At 68.2% G+C, this 15,791-nt stretch carries 16 protein-coding genes and 1 pseudogene; 12 read left to right on the forward strand and 5 right to left on the reverse strand.

Annotation, left to right across the window (positions count from 1 at the left end; translation table 11 throughout):
• Positions 1-101: 101 nt before the first annotated feature.
• The 12 genes and pseudogenes from G6N42_RS06765 to G6N42_RS31700 all read left to right on the forward strand — a co-directional run bounded on the left by G6N42_RS06765 (position 102) and on the right by G6N42_RS31700 (position 8,018).
• Complete coding sequence (locus G6N42_RS06765) at positions 102-1,268, forward strand: thiolase family protein (RefSeq protein ID WP_014213398.1); 1,167 nt, start codon at positions 102-104, stop codon at positions 1,266-1,268.
• A complete protein-coding gene (locus G6N42_RS06770) occupies positions 1,265-1,702 on the forward strand; it encodes a Zn-ribbon domain-containing OB-fold protein (protein WP_014213397.1) in 438 nt (145 codons plus the stop codon). The genes G6N42_RS06765 and G6N42_RS06770 overlap by 4 nt, the downstream gene beginning before the upstream one ends.
• Positions 1,699-2,742, forward strand: a complete 1,044-nt coding sequence (locus tag G6N42_RS06775; protein WP_014213396.1) for an LLM class flavin-dependent oxidoreductase — start codon at positions 1,699-1,701, stop codon at positions 2,740-2,742. Before G6N42_RS06770 ends, G6N42_RS06775 begins: the two co-directional genes overlap by 4 nt.
• On the forward strand, positions 2,735-3,193 hold the full coding sequence (locus G6N42_RS06780; RefSeq protein WP_014213395.1) for an FAS1-like dehydratase domain-containing protein: 459 nt from the start codon (positions 2,735-2,737) through the stop codon (positions 3,191-3,193). The genes G6N42_RS06775 and G6N42_RS06780 overlap by 8 nt, the downstream gene beginning before the upstream one ends.
• Entirely contained in the window at positions 3,190-3,615 is a 426-nt protein-coding gene (locus G6N42_RS06785; protein ID WP_014213394.1) for a dihydroxy-acid dehydratase, read from the forward strand. Before G6N42_RS06780 ends, G6N42_RS06785 begins: the two co-directional genes overlap by 4 nt.
• A gap of 32 nt (positions 3,616-3,647) precedes the next feature.
• Positions 3,648-4,139, forward strand: coding sequence for an FAS1-like dehydratase domain-containing protein (locus G6N42_RS06790; protein ID WP_173390307.1), 492 nt, complete (start codon positions 3,648-3,650; stop codon positions 4,137-4,139).
• The gene (locus G6N42_RS06795) at positions 4,136-4,606 is read left to right on the forward strand and encodes a hotdog family protein (protein WP_014213392.1); all 471 of its coding nucleotides are present in this window, start codon (positions 4,136-4,138) and stop codon (positions 4,604-4,606) included. The genes G6N42_RS06790 and G6N42_RS06795 overlap by 4 nt, the downstream gene beginning before the upstream one ends.
• Positions 4,607-4,650: 44 nt before the next feature.
• Entirely contained in the window at positions 4,651-5,418 is a 768-nt protein-coding gene (locus G6N42_RS06800; RefSeq protein WP_163727756.1) for an enoyl-CoA hydratase/isomerase family protein, read from the forward strand.
• 1 nt (position 5,419) lies between these two features.
• Positions 5,420-6,232 carry a TIGR03084 family metal-binding protein gene (locus tag G6N42_RS06805; RefSeq protein ID WP_041302568.1) on the forward strand — a complete coding sequence of 271 codons (813 nt, stop codon included), beginning with the start codon at positions 5,420-5,422 and terminating at the stop codon, positions 6,230-6,232.
• A gap of 64 nt (positions 6,233-6,296) precedes the next feature.
• Positions 6,297-6,740, forward strand: a pseudogene (locus G6N42_RS31690) (acyclic terpene utilization AtuA family protein); the annotation flags it as partial.
• 121 nt (positions 6,741-6,861) lie between these two features.
• Positions 6,862-7,584 (forward strand): acyclic terpene utilization AtuA family protein, encoded by a 723-nt coding sequence (locus G6N42_RS31695; RefSeq protein ID WP_434059609.1) that lies wholly within the window; start codon positions 6,862-6,864, stop codon positions 7,582-7,584.
• Complete coding sequence (locus G6N42_RS31700; protein ID WP_418887811.1) at positions 7,473-8,018, forward strand: AtuA-related protein; 546 nt, start codon at positions 7,473-7,475, stop codon at positions 8,016-8,018. The genes G6N42_RS31695 and G6N42_RS31700 overlap by 112 nt, the downstream gene beginning before the upstream one ends.
• Before the next feature lie 59 nt (positions 8,019-8,077).
• Here the strand turns inward: G6N42_RS31700 and G6N42_RS06815 are convergent, their stop codons facing one another.
• The 5 genes from G6N42_RS06815 to G6N42_RS06835 all read right to left on the reverse strand — a co-directional run bounded on the left by G6N42_RS06815 (position 8,078) and on the right by G6N42_RS06835 (position 15,294).
• Positions 8,078-8,638, reverse strand: coding sequence for a TetR/AcrR family transcriptional regulator (locus G6N42_RS06815; RefSeq protein WP_014213387.1), 561 nt, complete (start codon positions 8,636-8,638; stop codon positions 8,078-8,080).
• Between the two features lie 226 nt (positions 8,639-8,864).
• Complete coding sequence (locus G6N42_RS06820) at positions 8,865-10,418, reverse strand: acyl-CoA synthetase (protein ID WP_014213386.1); 1,554 nt, start codon at positions 10,416-10,418, stop codon at positions 8,865-8,867.
• 26 nt (positions 10,419-10,444) lie between these two features.
• On the reverse strand, positions 10,445-11,599 hold the full coding sequence (locus G6N42_RS06825) for an acyl-CoA dehydrogenase family protein (protein ID WP_014213385.1): 1,155 nt from the start codon (positions 11,597-11,599) through the stop codon (positions 10,445-10,447).
• A 54-nt stretch (positions 11,600-11,653) separates the two neighbouring features.
• The gene (locus tag G6N42_RS06830; protein WP_173390231.1) at positions 11,654-13,687 is read right to left on the reverse strand and encodes an ATP-binding protein; all 2,034 of its coding nucleotides are present in this window, start codon (positions 13,685-13,687) and stop codon (positions 11,654-11,656) included.
• 5 nt (positions 13,688-13,692) lie between these two features.
• Entirely contained in the window at positions 13,693-15,294 is a 1,602-nt protein-coding gene (locus G6N42_RS06835) for an acyl-CoA carboxylase subunit beta (RefSeq protein ID WP_163727759.1), read from the reverse strand.
• Positions 15,295-15,791 lie beyond the last annotated feature (497 nt).

Below are 15,791 nucleotides of genomic sequence, written 5' to 3' on the forward strand. Positions count from 1 at the left end.
GCGGCGGGTGCGGGCGGGGGTGACTCGGACCGCTGGGCACGCTATGCTAACCGTCGTTCACGTCGGGGCCGGCGTTGAACGCGTGGTCGAGAGGAGCCCGGATGTCACACGACCAGCCGGCCATCATCGGTGCCGCCGAACTTAGTCCAGGAAGAAACGTTCCATACACCTCCACTGAATTGCATGTGCGCGCCGCGGTCGCGGCTCTCGCCGACGCAGGGGTGGTCCCGGACGAGGTCGACGGCCTGGTGTGCGCTGGGCCGATGACGGACGAGGGCTCGGTCTTCCTGTCCGAGGACCTCATGGACTACCTTGGGCTGCACAACCTGAAACTTCAGATGACCTGTCAGCTTGGCGGCGGGACTCATCTGGCCATGACGCGCATGGCGAGTAACGTCATCGCCCGGGGCGAGGCCGATACGGTGCTGGTCGTGTCGGCGGGCAAGTTTCCGCCGATCCGCGATGGCGGGCGCGAACTGATGGCGCTGGTGTGCGACCACGCGTTCGAGATGCCCTACGGACCGTCCGTGCCGGCGCTCTACGGCTTGATCGCGCAGGCCTGGATGCACGAGACAGGACAGGGCAAGGCGGACATCGCCGAGGTCACCGCGTCGCAGGACCGGTGGGCGGCGTTGAACCCCGCGGCGATCGCGCACCGCTCGCAACGCCTGAGTGTGGAAGACGTGCTGTCGTCCCGGCCGATCGCTGGGCCGTTCCACTTCTACCACTGTTCGATTCCTTGTGAGGGTGGTGGCGCGCTGGTGCTGGGCTCGGCCCGCCGGGCCCGCGAGGGCAAGCACCGGCCGGTACACCTGCTCGGCTTTGGAGAGGGTCACACCCACGGCTTCCTGACCTCGCTGGCCCGGCCGGGTCGCACCGGGGCCGCCCGTTCGGGTCCGATGGCCTTCGAGCGCTCCGGACGGGCGCCGGCCGACGTCGACATCGCTCTGCTCTACGACGCCTTCGCCTCCAACCCGGCGATGATCCTGGAGGAGGTGGGCTTCGTGAAGCCCGGCGGGGCAGGCGATTTCTACCGTGACGGGCGCGCTGATCCGGGCGGCGACCTGCCGGTGAACACCGACGGCGGCCTGATCCGGTTCGGGCACACCGGGACCTCCTCTGGCATCTCGCAGATCCTTGAGGGTTACTGGCAGCTGTCCGGTCGCGCCGAGGGCCGTCAGGTGCTCGGGGCGGATACCGCGTTCGTGCACAGCTACGGCTCGATGCTGTGCAGTCACGTCAGCATGGTGATGGAGGGAGCGTCATGACCGCAGCTTCGAGTTCCCTCGACGGTCTGCACGATCCTGAGGCGCTGCCGCCGCTGACCGATGTCAACCGGCCCTACTTCGCAGCGGCGGCCCGCGGCGTACTCGTTTTCCAGCGGTGCGCGAACGGCCACCCGTTCCTCTACCCGCGGCTCGTGTGTCCCGTCTGCCATGACGGTGAGTTGGCCTGGGAGACCGCGGCGGGTACTGGTGAGATCGTCAGTTTCGCGCCGGTGTACCGCCCCCCGTGGGACTCGTTCCCGCGCAGCGAGCCGTACGTGGTCGTGCTCGTTCGTCTGGACGAGGGGCCGCAGTTGTTGGCCAGTCTCGAGGGCGTGGCCCCCGATGACGTCGTCATCGGCGCGCGAGTGCGCGCGGTGTTCGAGCGGGTGAACGACAATTTTGGGCTGGTCCGATTCGGGCCGGCGGCGTCGTGAGCACGTACGGCGTCTCGGTGCTCGGCGCGGACTTGGCCACCCTCGTCGAGACCGCCGAGGCTGCCGATCTCGCCGGCTTCGACGCCGCCTGGGCCTCGGAGTTCTACTCGCGCTCCGGCTCGATCTCGATGGCCGCGATGGCCGCGCGCACAAAGCGCTGCCGCATCGGGTCGTCGATCCTGTACGGCGTCGGGCGCAGCCCGCTCGTGCTCGCCACAGAGGCGCGCGACCTCGACGAGCTCTCCGGCGGGCGCGTCGTGCTCGGGCTCGGCAACGGCACACGCCGCATGATGAGCGACTGGCACGGCGTGGAGGACACCTCCGCTCCCGCTCTGCGCATGGAGGAGTTGGTCCCGCTCGTGCGTCGGATCTGGAACCTGCACGAGGGCCCAGTGCGCCACGAGGGTCGCTTCTACCGGATGAATCTCGTCCCGACCGGCGACGTCGCGCCGCCGAAGCGAGCGATCCCGATCATCACCGCGGGCGTGCGTCCGCGGATGTGCGAGGTGGCCGGGCGCGTGGCCGACGGGTTGGCTGGTCATCCGCTGTTCACCACGGCTTACGTCGAGGAGGTCGCCCGCCCAGCCGTCGTGCGCGGTGCGGAGCGGGCCGGACGCGATCCCGCCGACGTTGAGATCGTCTCGATGGTCATCTGCGCGGTGCACGACGACCCGCAGATCGCGCGTCGTGAGGCCGCGCAGCAGATCGCGTTCTACTCCTCGGTGAAGACCTACGAGCCCGTTCTCGATGTGAGCGGTTTCGCCGCGCAGGGGGCGGCCATCCGCGACGCGTTCGCGCGGCGTGACCTGCCGGCCATGTTCGCCGCGGTCACCGACGACATGATCGACGCGATGGCTGTGGCCGGCACCGCCGCCGAGGTCCGCGACGGGCTGCGCCGCTATGAGGGCGTGCTGGACCACATCGTTCTCTACTCACCCTCGATTGGCCTCGCGCCCGAACGCATCGCCGAGAACATTGGCAGCCTCATCCGCGATTGTGCGCCGGCCTTCGCCGGCGGGGAAGGTGACCAGAGTGGCTGACGCCTCGCTTATCGGGACGCGGCTCGGGAGGACCACGTTTCCCGTCGACCGGTCCAAAGTGCGCGAGTTCGCGCTTTCGCTCGGCGACCGTGACCCGATCTACCAGGACGCCGCAGCCGCCCGGGCCGCCGGCTTCAGCGCGATCCCCGCTCCGCCGACCTTCGTCGTCTCCTCGGCTCACTGGCGCGCCGACGACGACATGTTCGGCGCCCTCGGGCTCGACCTGCGACGCGTACTGCACGGTGAGTGCGGCTGGGAGTATTTCGCGCCGGTGTTCGTCGGCGACGAGCTCACCGAGACGCGCCGGGTGTCGAACGTGACCAGCCGCGAGGGCAAGCGCGGCGGCACCATGACAATGGTCACGATCGAGACCGACTTCACCAATCAGCGCGACGAGCTCGTCGTGCGCCAGACCGACGTCTTGATCGAAACCGGAGGCTCCACCCAATGACGACATCCTCCGCACCGGTGGCGTTGGCCGCCGGCGACGAGATGCCGACCTCACAGTTCGGCCCGCTGACGCGCTCACACATCGTTCGCTACGCCGGCGCCGGCGGCGACTTCAACCCGATCCACCACGACGAAGAGTTCGCCCGCGCGGCCGGCATGCCCGGTGTGTTCGGCATGGGACTGCTGCACGGCGGCGTGCTCGCCCAGCGGCTGACCGCCTGGGTAGGTCTGGCCAACATCCGCTCGTTCGGCATCCGTTTCACCGGTCAGGTATGGCCCGGTGACCTGCTCAGCTTCGCCGGCAGGGTCACCGGCGTGCGTGAGGCCGGAGGGCAGCAGGTGGCCGACCTCGAACTCGTGGTCACGCGCCAGACCGGCGAACCCGCGATAAAGGGGAGCGCCGTCGTGCTGGTGGCCTCGTGAGCGCGCCGACGAGCGACGTCACCGGCCTGGGCATGACGTTCGGGACCTTCGACGAGGGCCGGGCGTGGATCGGTCATCGCTCGGAACCGCGGCGTGCGTGGTTCCCGATCGACCGCTCGATGGTGTTGTACTACTGCTCGCTCGTCGAGGACGCGAACCCCCGCTATTGGGAGGGTGAGGACTGCCCGCCCGGACTGCTGATGAGCCTCGGCTTCGCGCCGCAGTGGGTGCCCGAGTACCTAGCGCGTGCGGACATGATGTTCGCGCTCAGCGTCCCGTTGCCCGGCCACCACATCATCAACGCATCAACGACGACGGAGTTCGAACGCCGGCCCCGGGTGGGCGATCATGTGTCGATTGTGGAAGAGGTCGACTCGATCTCCGAGCCGAAGACGACGCGGGTGGGCACCGGCGTGTTCATCACCACGGTGAGCACCTTCTCCGACCAGCACGGTGAGGTCATCGGCCGCAACACCAACGTGCTCTTCCGATACGACACCGCCGATAGTGAAGGCGCATCATGAACGACTCCACCGAGCACAGCATGGTCCGCGTCCCCGTGCGGTTCGAGGACATCACCGTCGGCGACACCCTCACGCCCGTCTCGATCGAGATCAGCTACAAGCGCATCTGCATGAACGCGGCTTCGACATGGGACTGGTTTCCCGGTCACCACGACCCCGACTACGCGCGCAGCCAGGGCCAGCGCACGATCTACCTGTCAACCCTCTTCTTCCATGGCTTCATCGACCGCGGCCTCAACGAATGGGCCGGACCCGACGCGCTCATCCGACGCCGCAAAATCTCGATGATCCGGTCGATCTACCCGGGCCAGACCGCGACCCTGAGCGGCAAGGTCGTCGGCAAACGGCAGGACGCGGGGCGGCGCCTCGTCGACCTCGAACTGCTCGTCTCGAGTGAGGACGGTCCCTGCGTACCGAGTGAAGCCACCGTTGAGCTGGCCGACCCGTTCGTCGAGGTGCCGGGGTGAACTGCCGCTCAGATGCGGGGCGACGTTGAGGGACGGAGGACCCAGTGGGCGAGCAACCGATTCGCTACGAGGTCGTCGACAGCGTGGCCTGGCTGACGATCAACCGCCCCGAGGCGCGCAACGCGCTGAACAACGCTGTGCGCACGGGGCTTTTCGACGCGGTGCGTCGCTTCAACGACGACGACGCGGCGAAGGTGCTGGTCCTCACCGGCGCAGGGGATAAGGCGTTCTGTGCCGGCGGGGACTTGAAGGAGATGGCGCAGAACGCGCTCAAGATGCCGCCGAAGGACTTCGCTCCGCAGTTCGGCCGCAACATCGACGTCGCGAAGCCGACGATCGCGGCCGTCAACGGTGTCGCGTTCGCCGGGGGCTTCCTGCTCGCGCAGCAGTGCGACCTGGTCGTGGCTGCCGAACACGCGACCTTCGCCGTCAGCGAGGTCAAGGTCGGCCGCGGTTCGCCGTGGGCAACACCGCTGTCGTGGCTGGTGCCCCCGCGCGTTGCCATGCAGATCCTGCTGACCGGCGACCCGATCACCGCCGAGCGCGCCCACCAGGTCGGCTTGGTCAACGAGGTGGTGCCGGCCGATCAGTTGCGCGGGCGTACCCAGCGGTTGGCGCTCAGCATCGCCGCGAACGCTCCGCTATCGGTGCTCGCGTCCAAGCGCACCGTGTACCTCTCGGCGCAGCACCACCTCGCCGCCGCGTGCGACCTGGCCGACGAGATCTGGGAGCCGGTCTATCTGAGCGACGACGCGCAGGAAGGCCCGACGGCGTTCCGCGAGAAGCGCGCGCCGCAGTGGAAGGGATGTTGACTTGGCGGTGAGCATGCAGTCGGTAATCGCCGACATCGAGGCCGAAACGGCCGCGTTGCGCGAACTCATCGCACCGCTGCCCGAAGGTCCGCACGGCTGGGACACGCCGACTCCGGCCGTGGGCTGGACGATCCGCGACCAGATCAGCCATCTGGCCTTCTTCGACGACGTGGCGCTGCGCTCGGCCACCGACCCCGACGGGTTCAGCGGCGAATACCTGCCGATGATGGCCGACGGCAGCATCTCACCCGACGTCGTTGCCGAGCGCTACCGCCCCCTGCCGGCTGCCGACGTCCTCGCGTGGTTCGACACGTCGCGTGCAGCCCTCGTAGCCGCGTTCGCGAACATCGACCCGGCGACCCGCCTGCCGTGGTTCGGGCCGCCGATGAGCGCGGTCTCGTCGCTGACAGCGCGGCTGATGGAGACCTGGGCGCACGGCCAGGACGTCGTCGACGCTCTGGATGCGACCCGCGAGGCCACGGCACGGCTGCGGCACGTGGCCCACATCGGGGTGGGCGCGCGCGCGTTCAGCTACCTGACCAACGGTCTGGACCTGCCCGCGGACCCGGTCCGTGTCGAGCTGACCGCCCCGGACGGCACCGTCTGGACGTGGGGGCCAGCAGACGCCGCCAACCGCGTGAGCGGGCCGGCGCTGGACTTCTGCCTGCTGGTCACCCAACGCCGCCACCGCGACGACACCGCCCTGGTCGCCGACGGCCCGCTAGCCGACCAATGGCTCGCGATCGCCCAGGCCTTCGCGGGGCCGCCCGGTAGCGGACGCGCCGCGGGCCAGTTCACAGGGCGTCAGCGGTGAGCGTCCTGGTCCGCATCGGCAACTGCTCCGGCTCTACGGCGACCGCATCGCCGCAGCCCGAGAGATGGTCGAGGGCGGACCGATCGACGTCCTGTGCGGTGACTACCTGGCCGAGCTGACCATGCTCATCCTGGCCAAGGCCCAGGCCAAGGACCCGTCCGGCGGGTACGCGCGCACCTTCCTCACCCAAATGGAGCAGGTGCTGGGCACCTGTCTCGACCGGCGCATCAAGGTGGTCGCGAACGCGGGCGGGCTCAATCCCGCCGACCTGGCCACCGCGTTGCGCGAGCTGGCCGGACGTCTCGGCCTCACCGCGCGCGTCGCCCACGTCGAGGGTGACGACCTTCACGGCTGCCTCGCGGCAATTACGCCGCCAGTCGGCAGCACCAAACCGGTGTCGGCCAACGCCGACCTTGGCGCCTGGGGTATCACCGAGGCGCTGCGTTCGGGCGCCGACGTCGTCGTGACCGGCCGAGTCACCGACGCCTCCCTCGTGGTCGGTACTGCCGCCTGGTGGCACGCCTGGGCGGCCGCCGACTGGGACTGTCTCGCGGGCGCCGTGGTCGCCCGGGCACGTCATCGAGTGCGGCCCTCAGGCGACGGGCGGCAACTACGCGTTCCTCGACGAGATCACCGACCGGCGCTACCCGGGTTTCCCGATCGCCGAGGTCGCCGAAGACGGCTCTTCGGTCATCACGAAACATCCGGGCACCGGGGGGCTCGTCTCTGTTGGAACGGTCACCGCCCAGCTGCTCTACGAGATCGCCGAACCCGCCTACCTCGGCCCCGACGTCGTGACCCACTTCGACACCATCCGACTGACACAACAGGCTGAGGATCGGGTAGCGATCAGCAACACTAAAGGCAGTCCGCCGCCGGACACGCTTAAGGTAGCATTGAACGAGGTAGGCGACTTCCGCAACACGATGACCATGGCGCTCACCGGACTCGACATCGAGGCCAAGGCGGCCTTCGCCGAGCAGCAGCTCCTCGACGTTCTCGGCGGCGGGAAGCCTTCGACGAAATCGACGTTCGACTGCTGCATTTTGACGTGCCCGACGCGCCGACGAACGAGCAGGCCTGCGCGCATCTGCGTGCGACGGTCAAGGACGCCGACCCGCGGAAGGTGGGCCGGGCATTCTCCGGCGGGGTCATGGAGATTGCCCTGGCTGGTTTCGCCGGCTTCACACCACCACGCCACCATCCTCGGAGACTGCCTTCGGCATCTACCGGCCGGCCTATGCGCCGCGCTCGGCCCTCACGCACGTGCTCGTCGACGCCCACGGCACGCGGCACGAGATTGCCGACCGGTGCCGTCCCGCCGGCTGGGATCGCCCCGCCCGCGGAGCTGACCGCACCCTCTGGGCCGACGCGGCGCGCACCCCTTGGGAGGGTCCTCGGCGCACGGTCCGGGGACAAGGGCGGCAACGCCAATCTAGGACTGTGGGCCCGCGACGACCCCGGCTACGCTGGGCACGCGAGTATCTCAGCGTCGAGCGGCTGCGCACGCTGCTCGGGCCGGAGACGGCGCTACCTGCGCATCGAGCGCTTCGAACTGCCGAACCTGCGCGCCCGCAACGTGGTCGTGCACGGATTGCTCGGTCACGGGGTGGCCTCCTCGACCCGGCCGGACGCCCAAGCCAAGGCCTCGGGGAGTACGTGCGATCCCGAGTGGTGGACATTCCCGAATCGCTGCTCGATACACGCTGAGCAATCCGGTGCGGCGCCGGCGCCGTCTACCTGCTGTGTATCCCCGAGTCCGACTACGTCAGCAGACAGGTCGTGAAATGCTGGGGCGGCTTCAACCCCTGAGGGGACTCAGCCAGCCGCCACGCCGAAATCCGGTCACGGCGCGCCGCTGAACAGCGCCGAAATGGCCGCGGCGGCCAGCATCGCCTCGATCGTCGCGTCGTCCAGCGACGCCGGCATGTGCGCGGACGCGTTCAGCAATGACAGCACGGCGGCGACCAGGCCCTGTGCGCGCTCACGGTCCAGATCGCCGCGTGCCCGTACGAGCGCGTCGACCCAGAAGGACTCGTAGCTGTGCTGTCGGCGTCGCAGGGCACGGGTCGCCAGCGGCGACAGCGAGCGGTGCTCGCGGGCGTAGACGGCCAACAGGCCGCGTCGTCGCGCGCCGAAGGCCGCGTGCAGGTCGACCAGGGCGTGCAGGACCTCCGTCGGTGTGCCGGCCGCGGTGGCGCGGCGGGCGCCGGCCAGCAGCTCAGTCATGGCGGCGTCGCACAGTTCGCGCAGGATCGCGTCCTTGTTCTGAAAGTGCCGGTAGACGGCCGGCCCGCTCACCCCTGCTGCGGCACCGATGTCGTCGATGCCCACGGCGTGAAAGCCTTGGCGCGCGAACAGGTCGGCGGCGGCCTCGAGGAGCAGTTTGCGACGCAAACCGGCCACGTTCACTCCTCCTGCCGACTTGTGGTTGACGTTGTTCGCGGCCCGATCCGCAGAACAGTGATCCTACCGACGCTGGGATTGCCTGCGCCGACACCCGCCGCACCATCTCGAGAGAGATGAACGAAATCGCTAACCCTCGCCAATGCGGTCGTATTCTCTTCTTCAGTTCACCGATTTCGAGGCTCCGCCACCTAAACTTGCGAAGCGGCGATGTGCAGGGCACGGCTCAGCGCAGGACGACTCCGCCCGTGATGCCCGTGAACTGCGCGCGAAGCTCGGTCTTGAGTAGCTTGCCGGTGGCGTTGCGCGGCAGTTCGGCGACGAAGTGCACGTCGCGCGGACACTTGAAGTGCGCCAGCCGCTCCCGGCACCAAGCCACGATCTCCTCGGCGCTAGGTGCCTGTGTTGCCGGGTCGGCGACGACGATCGCGACGACGCGTTCGCCCCACTTCGAGTCCTTGCCGCCGATCACGGCGGCGTCGAGTACCGCCGGGTGGCGGAAGAGAACCTGCTCGACCTCGATCGGGTAGACGTTCTCGCCGCCGGAGATGATCATGTCCTTCTTGCGGTCGACGAGGGTGATGTAGCCCTCCGCGTCCATACGCCCCAGATCGCCCGTGTGGAACCAGCCCCCGCGTAACGCCTCGGCGCTCGCCTCGGCTTTCATCCAGTAGCCGGCGAACACGTTCGGGCCGCGCACGATCAGTTCGCCCACGGTGTCGGTCGCGACGTCGCGGTCGTCGTCGTCGACGATGCGGGCATCGACATGCATTGCCACGCGGCCGATCGACCCGGCCCGCTTGCTGATGTTCTCGGCGTCGAGGACGGTCACCAGGGGAGCGGTCTCGGTCATGCCGAAGCCCTCGGTGAAGGGCACGCCTCGCTCGCGCATGAAATCGATGACCGTGAGGGGGACGGGCGACCCACCGCCCATGGCGAAACGCAGCGCAGACAGATTGAAGGAGTCGAAGTCGGGCACCTGCGTGAGTGCGGTCCACATGGCCGGCACCATGAACTGGACCGTGACGTGGTGGTCGGCCATCGCCTGCAGCGTCGCTCGCGGCTCGAAGGACGGCATGATGACGCTGGCGCCGCCGACGTAGAGCAGCGGCAGTATGTGTACTCCGAGCCCGCCGATGTGGAACATCGGCGCCACCGCGACGGTGACGTCCTCGCCCCGCAGGCCGATGTCGGTGCCGAGGACGTTGATCGCGTTCCATAGCAGGTTGTCGTGGGTGAGGATCGCGCCCTTGGGTCGGCCCGTCGTCCCCGACGTGTACATGATGAACGCGGGGTCGCGGCCGTCGACGTCACCGCCGAGCGGTTCGGGCGCTCCCGCCGAGACGACGTCTTCGTAGCCGAGCTCACCCGGCGCCGGTACCCCACCGGCGCGCACGACGTGGCGCACGCGGACTCCGGGCTCGGTGACGGCCCTCGTGGCCTGAGCGGCCAGCTGCTCGTGGAAGACCAGGATGTCGGCCCCGGAGTCGGCCAGGATGTAGCCGATCTCGAGTCCGGCAAGGCGTACGTTGAGCGGCACTGCAAGTGCGCCGATTTTGGCGCAGCTCAGCAGTACCTCGATGAACTCGGTCGAATTGACCAGCAGCACAGCGACCCGATCGCCCCTGCGCACGCCGAGGGTGATGAGTGCGGCGGCGACCTGGTTGGTGCGCCGATCGAGGTCGGCGTAGGTGATGTGCTCGCCGTTGCTGATCAACGCGGTGCGCCCGCCGTTGAGGAGGGAGCGCCGGGTCACCCACTGACCGATGCCGAGTTGCATGCGATTCCCTTTCAGTCCGCGGCGACTCAGTAGGACGCGGGAAGATTCAGGCTGTGCTGCGCCACGAAGTTGAGGATCATCTCGCGGCTGATCGGGGCGGTGCGCATGAGCCGGGCCGGACCCCACAACGTGGCGAGGCCGTACTCGGTGGCCATGCCGTTGCCACCGTGGGTCTGAATTGCCTGGTCGAGCGCCAGGATGCCCGCCTCGGCTGCGGCATATTTCGCCATGTTCGACGCCTCACCCGACCCGGGGTCGCCGGCGTCGTGCAGGGAGGCGGCACGCTGGGTCATCAACCGAGCCAGCTCAACCTGGATCTTGGCGTGGGCAAGCGGGTGCGATACGCCCTGGTGCGAGCCGATCGGCGCGCCCCACACGTGGCGTTCACGGGCGTAACCGGCCGCCTTGTCGAGCGCGTAACGACCGATGCCGTTGCCGAGCGCTGCCCCCAAGATTCGCTCCGGGTTCAGGCCCATGAAGACTTGGCGCAGGCCCTCGTTCTCCGCACCGATCAGGCTGGCTGCTGGCACCCGGACGTCGTCGAAGAACAGAGTGAACTGTTTCTCCGGAGTCACCGCCTGCACCGGGATGAGCGACTTGGTCAGCCCGGGGGCATCGGTGGGCACGACGAGCAGGCTGAGAAGCCCGCGGCCACGGTCGTTGGTAGAGGTGCGGGTGACGACCAGGATCGCCTCGGCCTCGTCGACACCGGAGATGTAGTACTTGGTGCCGTTGATGACCCAGTCGTCACCGTCGCGTTTCGCGGTCGTGGAGATGTTGTGCGAGTTCGAGCCCGCGTCCGGCTCGGTGATCGCGAAGGCCATGATCGTCTCGCCGCTGGCGATGCCCGGCAGCCACTGCTGCTTGAGTTCCTCACTGCCGAATGCCTGGATGATCGTGCCGCAGATGGTCGGCGAGACGACGGTCATCAGCAGCGGGCAGCCCGCCGCGGCGAGCTCCTCACCGACGATCTGCATGTCGTAGATACCGCCGCCGCCGCCGCCGTACTGCTCGGAAAGGTTCACCCCGAGGAAGCCCTGTTTGCCTACGGCCTGCCACAGCTCGGTGCTCTTCCCGCCGGCCAGCGACTTTTCCAGGTAGTACTCGTGTCCGAAGTCCTTGGCGATCTCGGCGACCGCCTTGCGCAGGTCCTGACGTTCCTCTGTCTCGTGCAATTCCATGACGCTCCTCACATCGGTATCGACGCGCCACCGATCGGGAGCGCGCCGGGTTCATTAGAGCTCCGTGGCGTGCGACGCCACTTCACCGCCGTCCACCGCCTCGACCACGGCGAGTACATCACCGCTCGAGACCTGATGGCCGACCTGGACCGGCAGGGCGCTCAGCACCCCGTCGATCGGGCTCGCGACGGTGTGCTCCATCTTCATCGCCTCCAGGACGACGAGCGTTTGACCGGCTGACACCGTCTCGCCCTCGGCGACCGGTAGTCGGATCACCGAGCCCGGCATCGGCGCGGTGAGCGACCCGGGCGGGTTCAGAGTGCTCGGGTCGACGAAGCGCGGCGCCAGCCGCAGGGCGGAGTAGCCGGCGACCGAGTCGACGTGGGCGATATCGCGGTCGAGGACTATGTCGTAGGCGCGGCGCACGCCGTTCACGCGCAGCACAACTCGCTCGCTGCTGCCGGCGACAAGCTCGACGTCGGCCAACGCCTCGTCATCGATGCGCAGGCAGGTGTCCGTCAGACGTAACGTGTACCCGACGCGCACTTCGCGCCCGTCCTGGGTCTGCCATGTCGTGATCTGCGATTGCGATGGGTTGTTGCGCCAGCCAGCGGGCAATGTGGCCTGGATCGTCGCCGCGGCACGCCGCGCGGCCACGCTGGCGACGGTCGCCGCGACGGCGTGCAGTTGCTCTGCCTGCGTGTCAAGGAGGGCAGCGCCGAGTTCGGCGACGTCGTGTCGGTCAAGGAAACCAGTGTCGGTGCCCCGCCCGGCGAACTCGTCATGGCGCAGGACGCGCACAAGCAGGTTGCGATTTGTGGTCACGCCGTGAATACGGGCGCCGGCCAGCGCCGCCGAGAGGCTGGCAAGTGCCTCGTCGCGCGTTGGTGCCCACGCGATGACCTTGGCCAGCAGCGAATCGTAGTAATGACTGATGACCGAACCGGCACGAAAACCCGAGTCAACCCGCACGCCGGCGAGCGCCGGGACATCGATGGTGCGCAGGGTGCCGGTGTGGGGCCGGTAGTCGTCGGCGGGATCCTCGGCGCACAGACGGGCCTCGACCGCGTGACCGCGAATTCGCGGGTTGTGCATCTCCTCGGGCAGCGGGCGGCCCATGGCTACGAGCAGCTGGGCACGCACTAGGTCGAGGCCGGTGATCAGCTCGGTAACCGGGTGCTCGACCTGCAGCCGGGTGTTCATCTCGAGGAAGGCGAAGGAGTCGGCTTTGCCATCCTGAGCGGCGTCATAGACGAACTCGACCGTCCCGGCGCCCACGTAACCGACGGCGCGCGCGGCGGCGATGGCGGCCTCGCTCATCCGAGCACGCAACGCGTCGTCGACGACCGGTGACGGCGCCTCCTCGATCACCTTCTGGTGTCGACGCTGCACGGAGCACTCGCGCTCGAACAGAGAGACGACGTTTCCGTGCGTGTCGGCCATGATCTGGATCTCGACGTGGCGCGGGCGCCGGACGTAACGCTCGAGAAAGACGGTGCCGTCGGCGAACGCGGCCGCGGCCTCACGCGAAGCGGAGGCGACCGCCTCGTCGAGCTCGTCCGGCGACGCGACAACGCGCATGCCTCGGCCGCCGCCGCCGGCGCTGGCCTTGACCAGCACGGGGTAGCCGACGTCGGCGGCCAGCTTCGCCAGCTGCTCGGCCGATAGCCCCGTCGTCTCGCCACCGGGCAGCACAGGCACCCCCGCGTCGGACATCGTCCTCTTAGCCTGCAGCTTCGAGCCCATCGCGTCGATCGCCCCGGGCGGCGGACCGATGAAGATGAGGTCAGCGGCGGCACAGGCACGCGCGAACCCGGCGTTTTCCGAAAGGAAGCCGTAGCCGGGGTGTACTGCGTCCGCGCCGGTGAGCGAGGCAGCGGCGATGATCCGGTGGATGTCGAGGTACGTCTCGGCGGCAGACGAGCCGGGAAGGTGCACGGCCTCGTCGGCGTCGGCGACGTGCCACGCGTCGGCGTCGGCGTCGGAATAGACCGCCACAGTGGCGATCCCGAGGTCGCGGCAAGTGCGGAACACCCGCCGCGCGATCTCGCCACGGTTGGCGACCAGGACCTTGCGGATCTTAGGCATCGCCATCACATCCGGAACACGCCGTAGCCACGCTGGCCACGGACCTCGCCGTTGTGGATCACCGACAGGCAGAACCCGAGAACGGTCCGCGTGTCGCGGGGATCTATGATCCCGTCGTCGTAAAGGCGGCCGCTGTTGGCCAGTGCGACGGATTCGCGCTCGATCTGTTCCTCGACGGCGGCGCGCATCTGGGCGTCGGCCTCCTCGTCGAAGGGCAGCCCGCGGTCGGCGGCGGACTCGCGCGCCACGATGGACAGCACTCCGGCCAGTTGCGCCGGACCCATCACGGCCGACTTCGAGTTAGGCCAAGCGAATAGGAAACGCGGTGAGTACGACCGCCCGCACATGCCGTAGTTCCCGGCACCGTAGGACGCACCCATGGTGATGGTCACGTGCGGGACTGTGCTGTTTGATACGGCGTTGATCATCTTGGCGCCGTCCTTGATGATGCCGCCCTGCTCGTACTCGGCACCGACCATGAAACCGGTGGTGTTCTGCAGGAAGATGAGGGGGGTGTCGATCTGATTTGCCAGTTGGATGAATTGCGAACCCTTCTCGGCCTCCTCACTGAACAGGATGCCGCGTGCGTTTGCGAGGATGCCGACCGGGAAGCCGTGGATCGAGGCCCAGCCAGTGACGAGTGAGGTGCCGTAGAGAGGTTTGAACTCGTCGAAGGCCGACCCGTCGACCACTCGGGCGATGACGTCGCGGGGGTCGAAGGGCACCTTCGGATCGACGGAGGCGATGCCGAGTAGCTGATCGGGGTCGTGCACCGGCGGGTGCGGCGGCGTGGTGGGTCCGGGGCCGTTCTTCCGCCAGTTGAGCCGCGCCATGATGCGACGGCCGATGCGGATCGCATCCTGCTCATCCTCGGCCATGTAATCGGCCAGCCCCGAGGTGCGGGCGTGCATGTCGGCGCCGCCGAGCGATTCGTCATCGGAGACCTCGCCCGTGGCCATCTTGACCAGCGGCGGACCCCCGAGGAACACCTTGGAACGGTTGCGCACCATCACGACGTAGTCGCACATGCCCGGGACGTACGCGCCTCCCGCGGTCGAGTTGCCGAAGACCAAGGCCAGTGTCGGCAGCCCCGCTGCGCTGTGCTGTGTCAAGTCGTGGAACAGCTGTCCGCCGGGCACGAAGATCTCTGCCTGTGTGGGCAGGTCGGCGCCGCCAGACTCGACGATGTTGATGATGGGCAGTCGGTTCTCCCGCGCGATGGCCATGCCGCGGAACACCTTGCGGAAGGTATAGGGGTTCGATGCGCCGCCGCGGACGGTGGGGTCGTGGGCGACGATCATCGACTCGATGCCCTCGACCACGCCGATGCCTACCACCACGCTACCGCCGACGGGGAACTTACTGCCCCAGGCGGCGAAGGGGCATAGTTCGAGGAACGCTGTGTCGGGGTCGAGCATCAGCTCGATGCGCTCGCGGACGAGCAGCTTGCCCCGCTTGCGGTGGCGCGCAACGTATTTTGCGCCGCCGCCGCCGTTGACCAGCGCCAGTTGCTCCGCGATGGTGTCGAGTTGCGCGCTCAGTCCTTCGCGGTTCTTGAGATAGCTGGGCGCGGTGTCGTCGACCCGATCGGGCAAGACCTGTACCAAAGTTTTCCCTCCGGGCGAGCATCGACGTCGATCTGCTAGGCGCTGATGTTAGCCGCAATTAACATCAGGTGACAACGGCGGAAGGGCGGGCGTCGGACTTATTTCCCGCGCCGTGATTCCGTCGAATCGCGATGGATCGAAGCGGTGCGCTTCGCTGCAGATCGAGCGATCGGAGGAATTGACTGCGGGCGCGACGGCACACATGCCGCTGGCCGGATGTGTTACCCGGTGATGATGTCGCGAACCGTCTTGCGCCCACCGGGAACCGGGAACCGGCGCGGGCAAGCCGCAGTGACTCCGCGAGAACGAGGTCGATGATCTTCATCTCAAGGGGTAGCTCCTGACCTCATAGAGGTCCTAAAAACGGAGAACGAACTGACGGCCCACCGCTGTGAGCCTCCAGCCTGGCAGGGTAGGCCCTTGGGAGGTCGTATCGAGTTCCTCGTGGCTGCTGGTGTCGGCGCGGAAGCGCGGCGGCGGCTACTTCTACGAGGTTG

This window comes from Mycobacterium gallinarum, assembly GCF_010726765.1.
In the GTDB taxonomy this organism is placed as follows: Bacteria; Actinomycetota; Actinomycetes; order Mycobacteriales; family Mycobacteriaceae; genus Mycobacterium; species Mycobacterium gallinarum.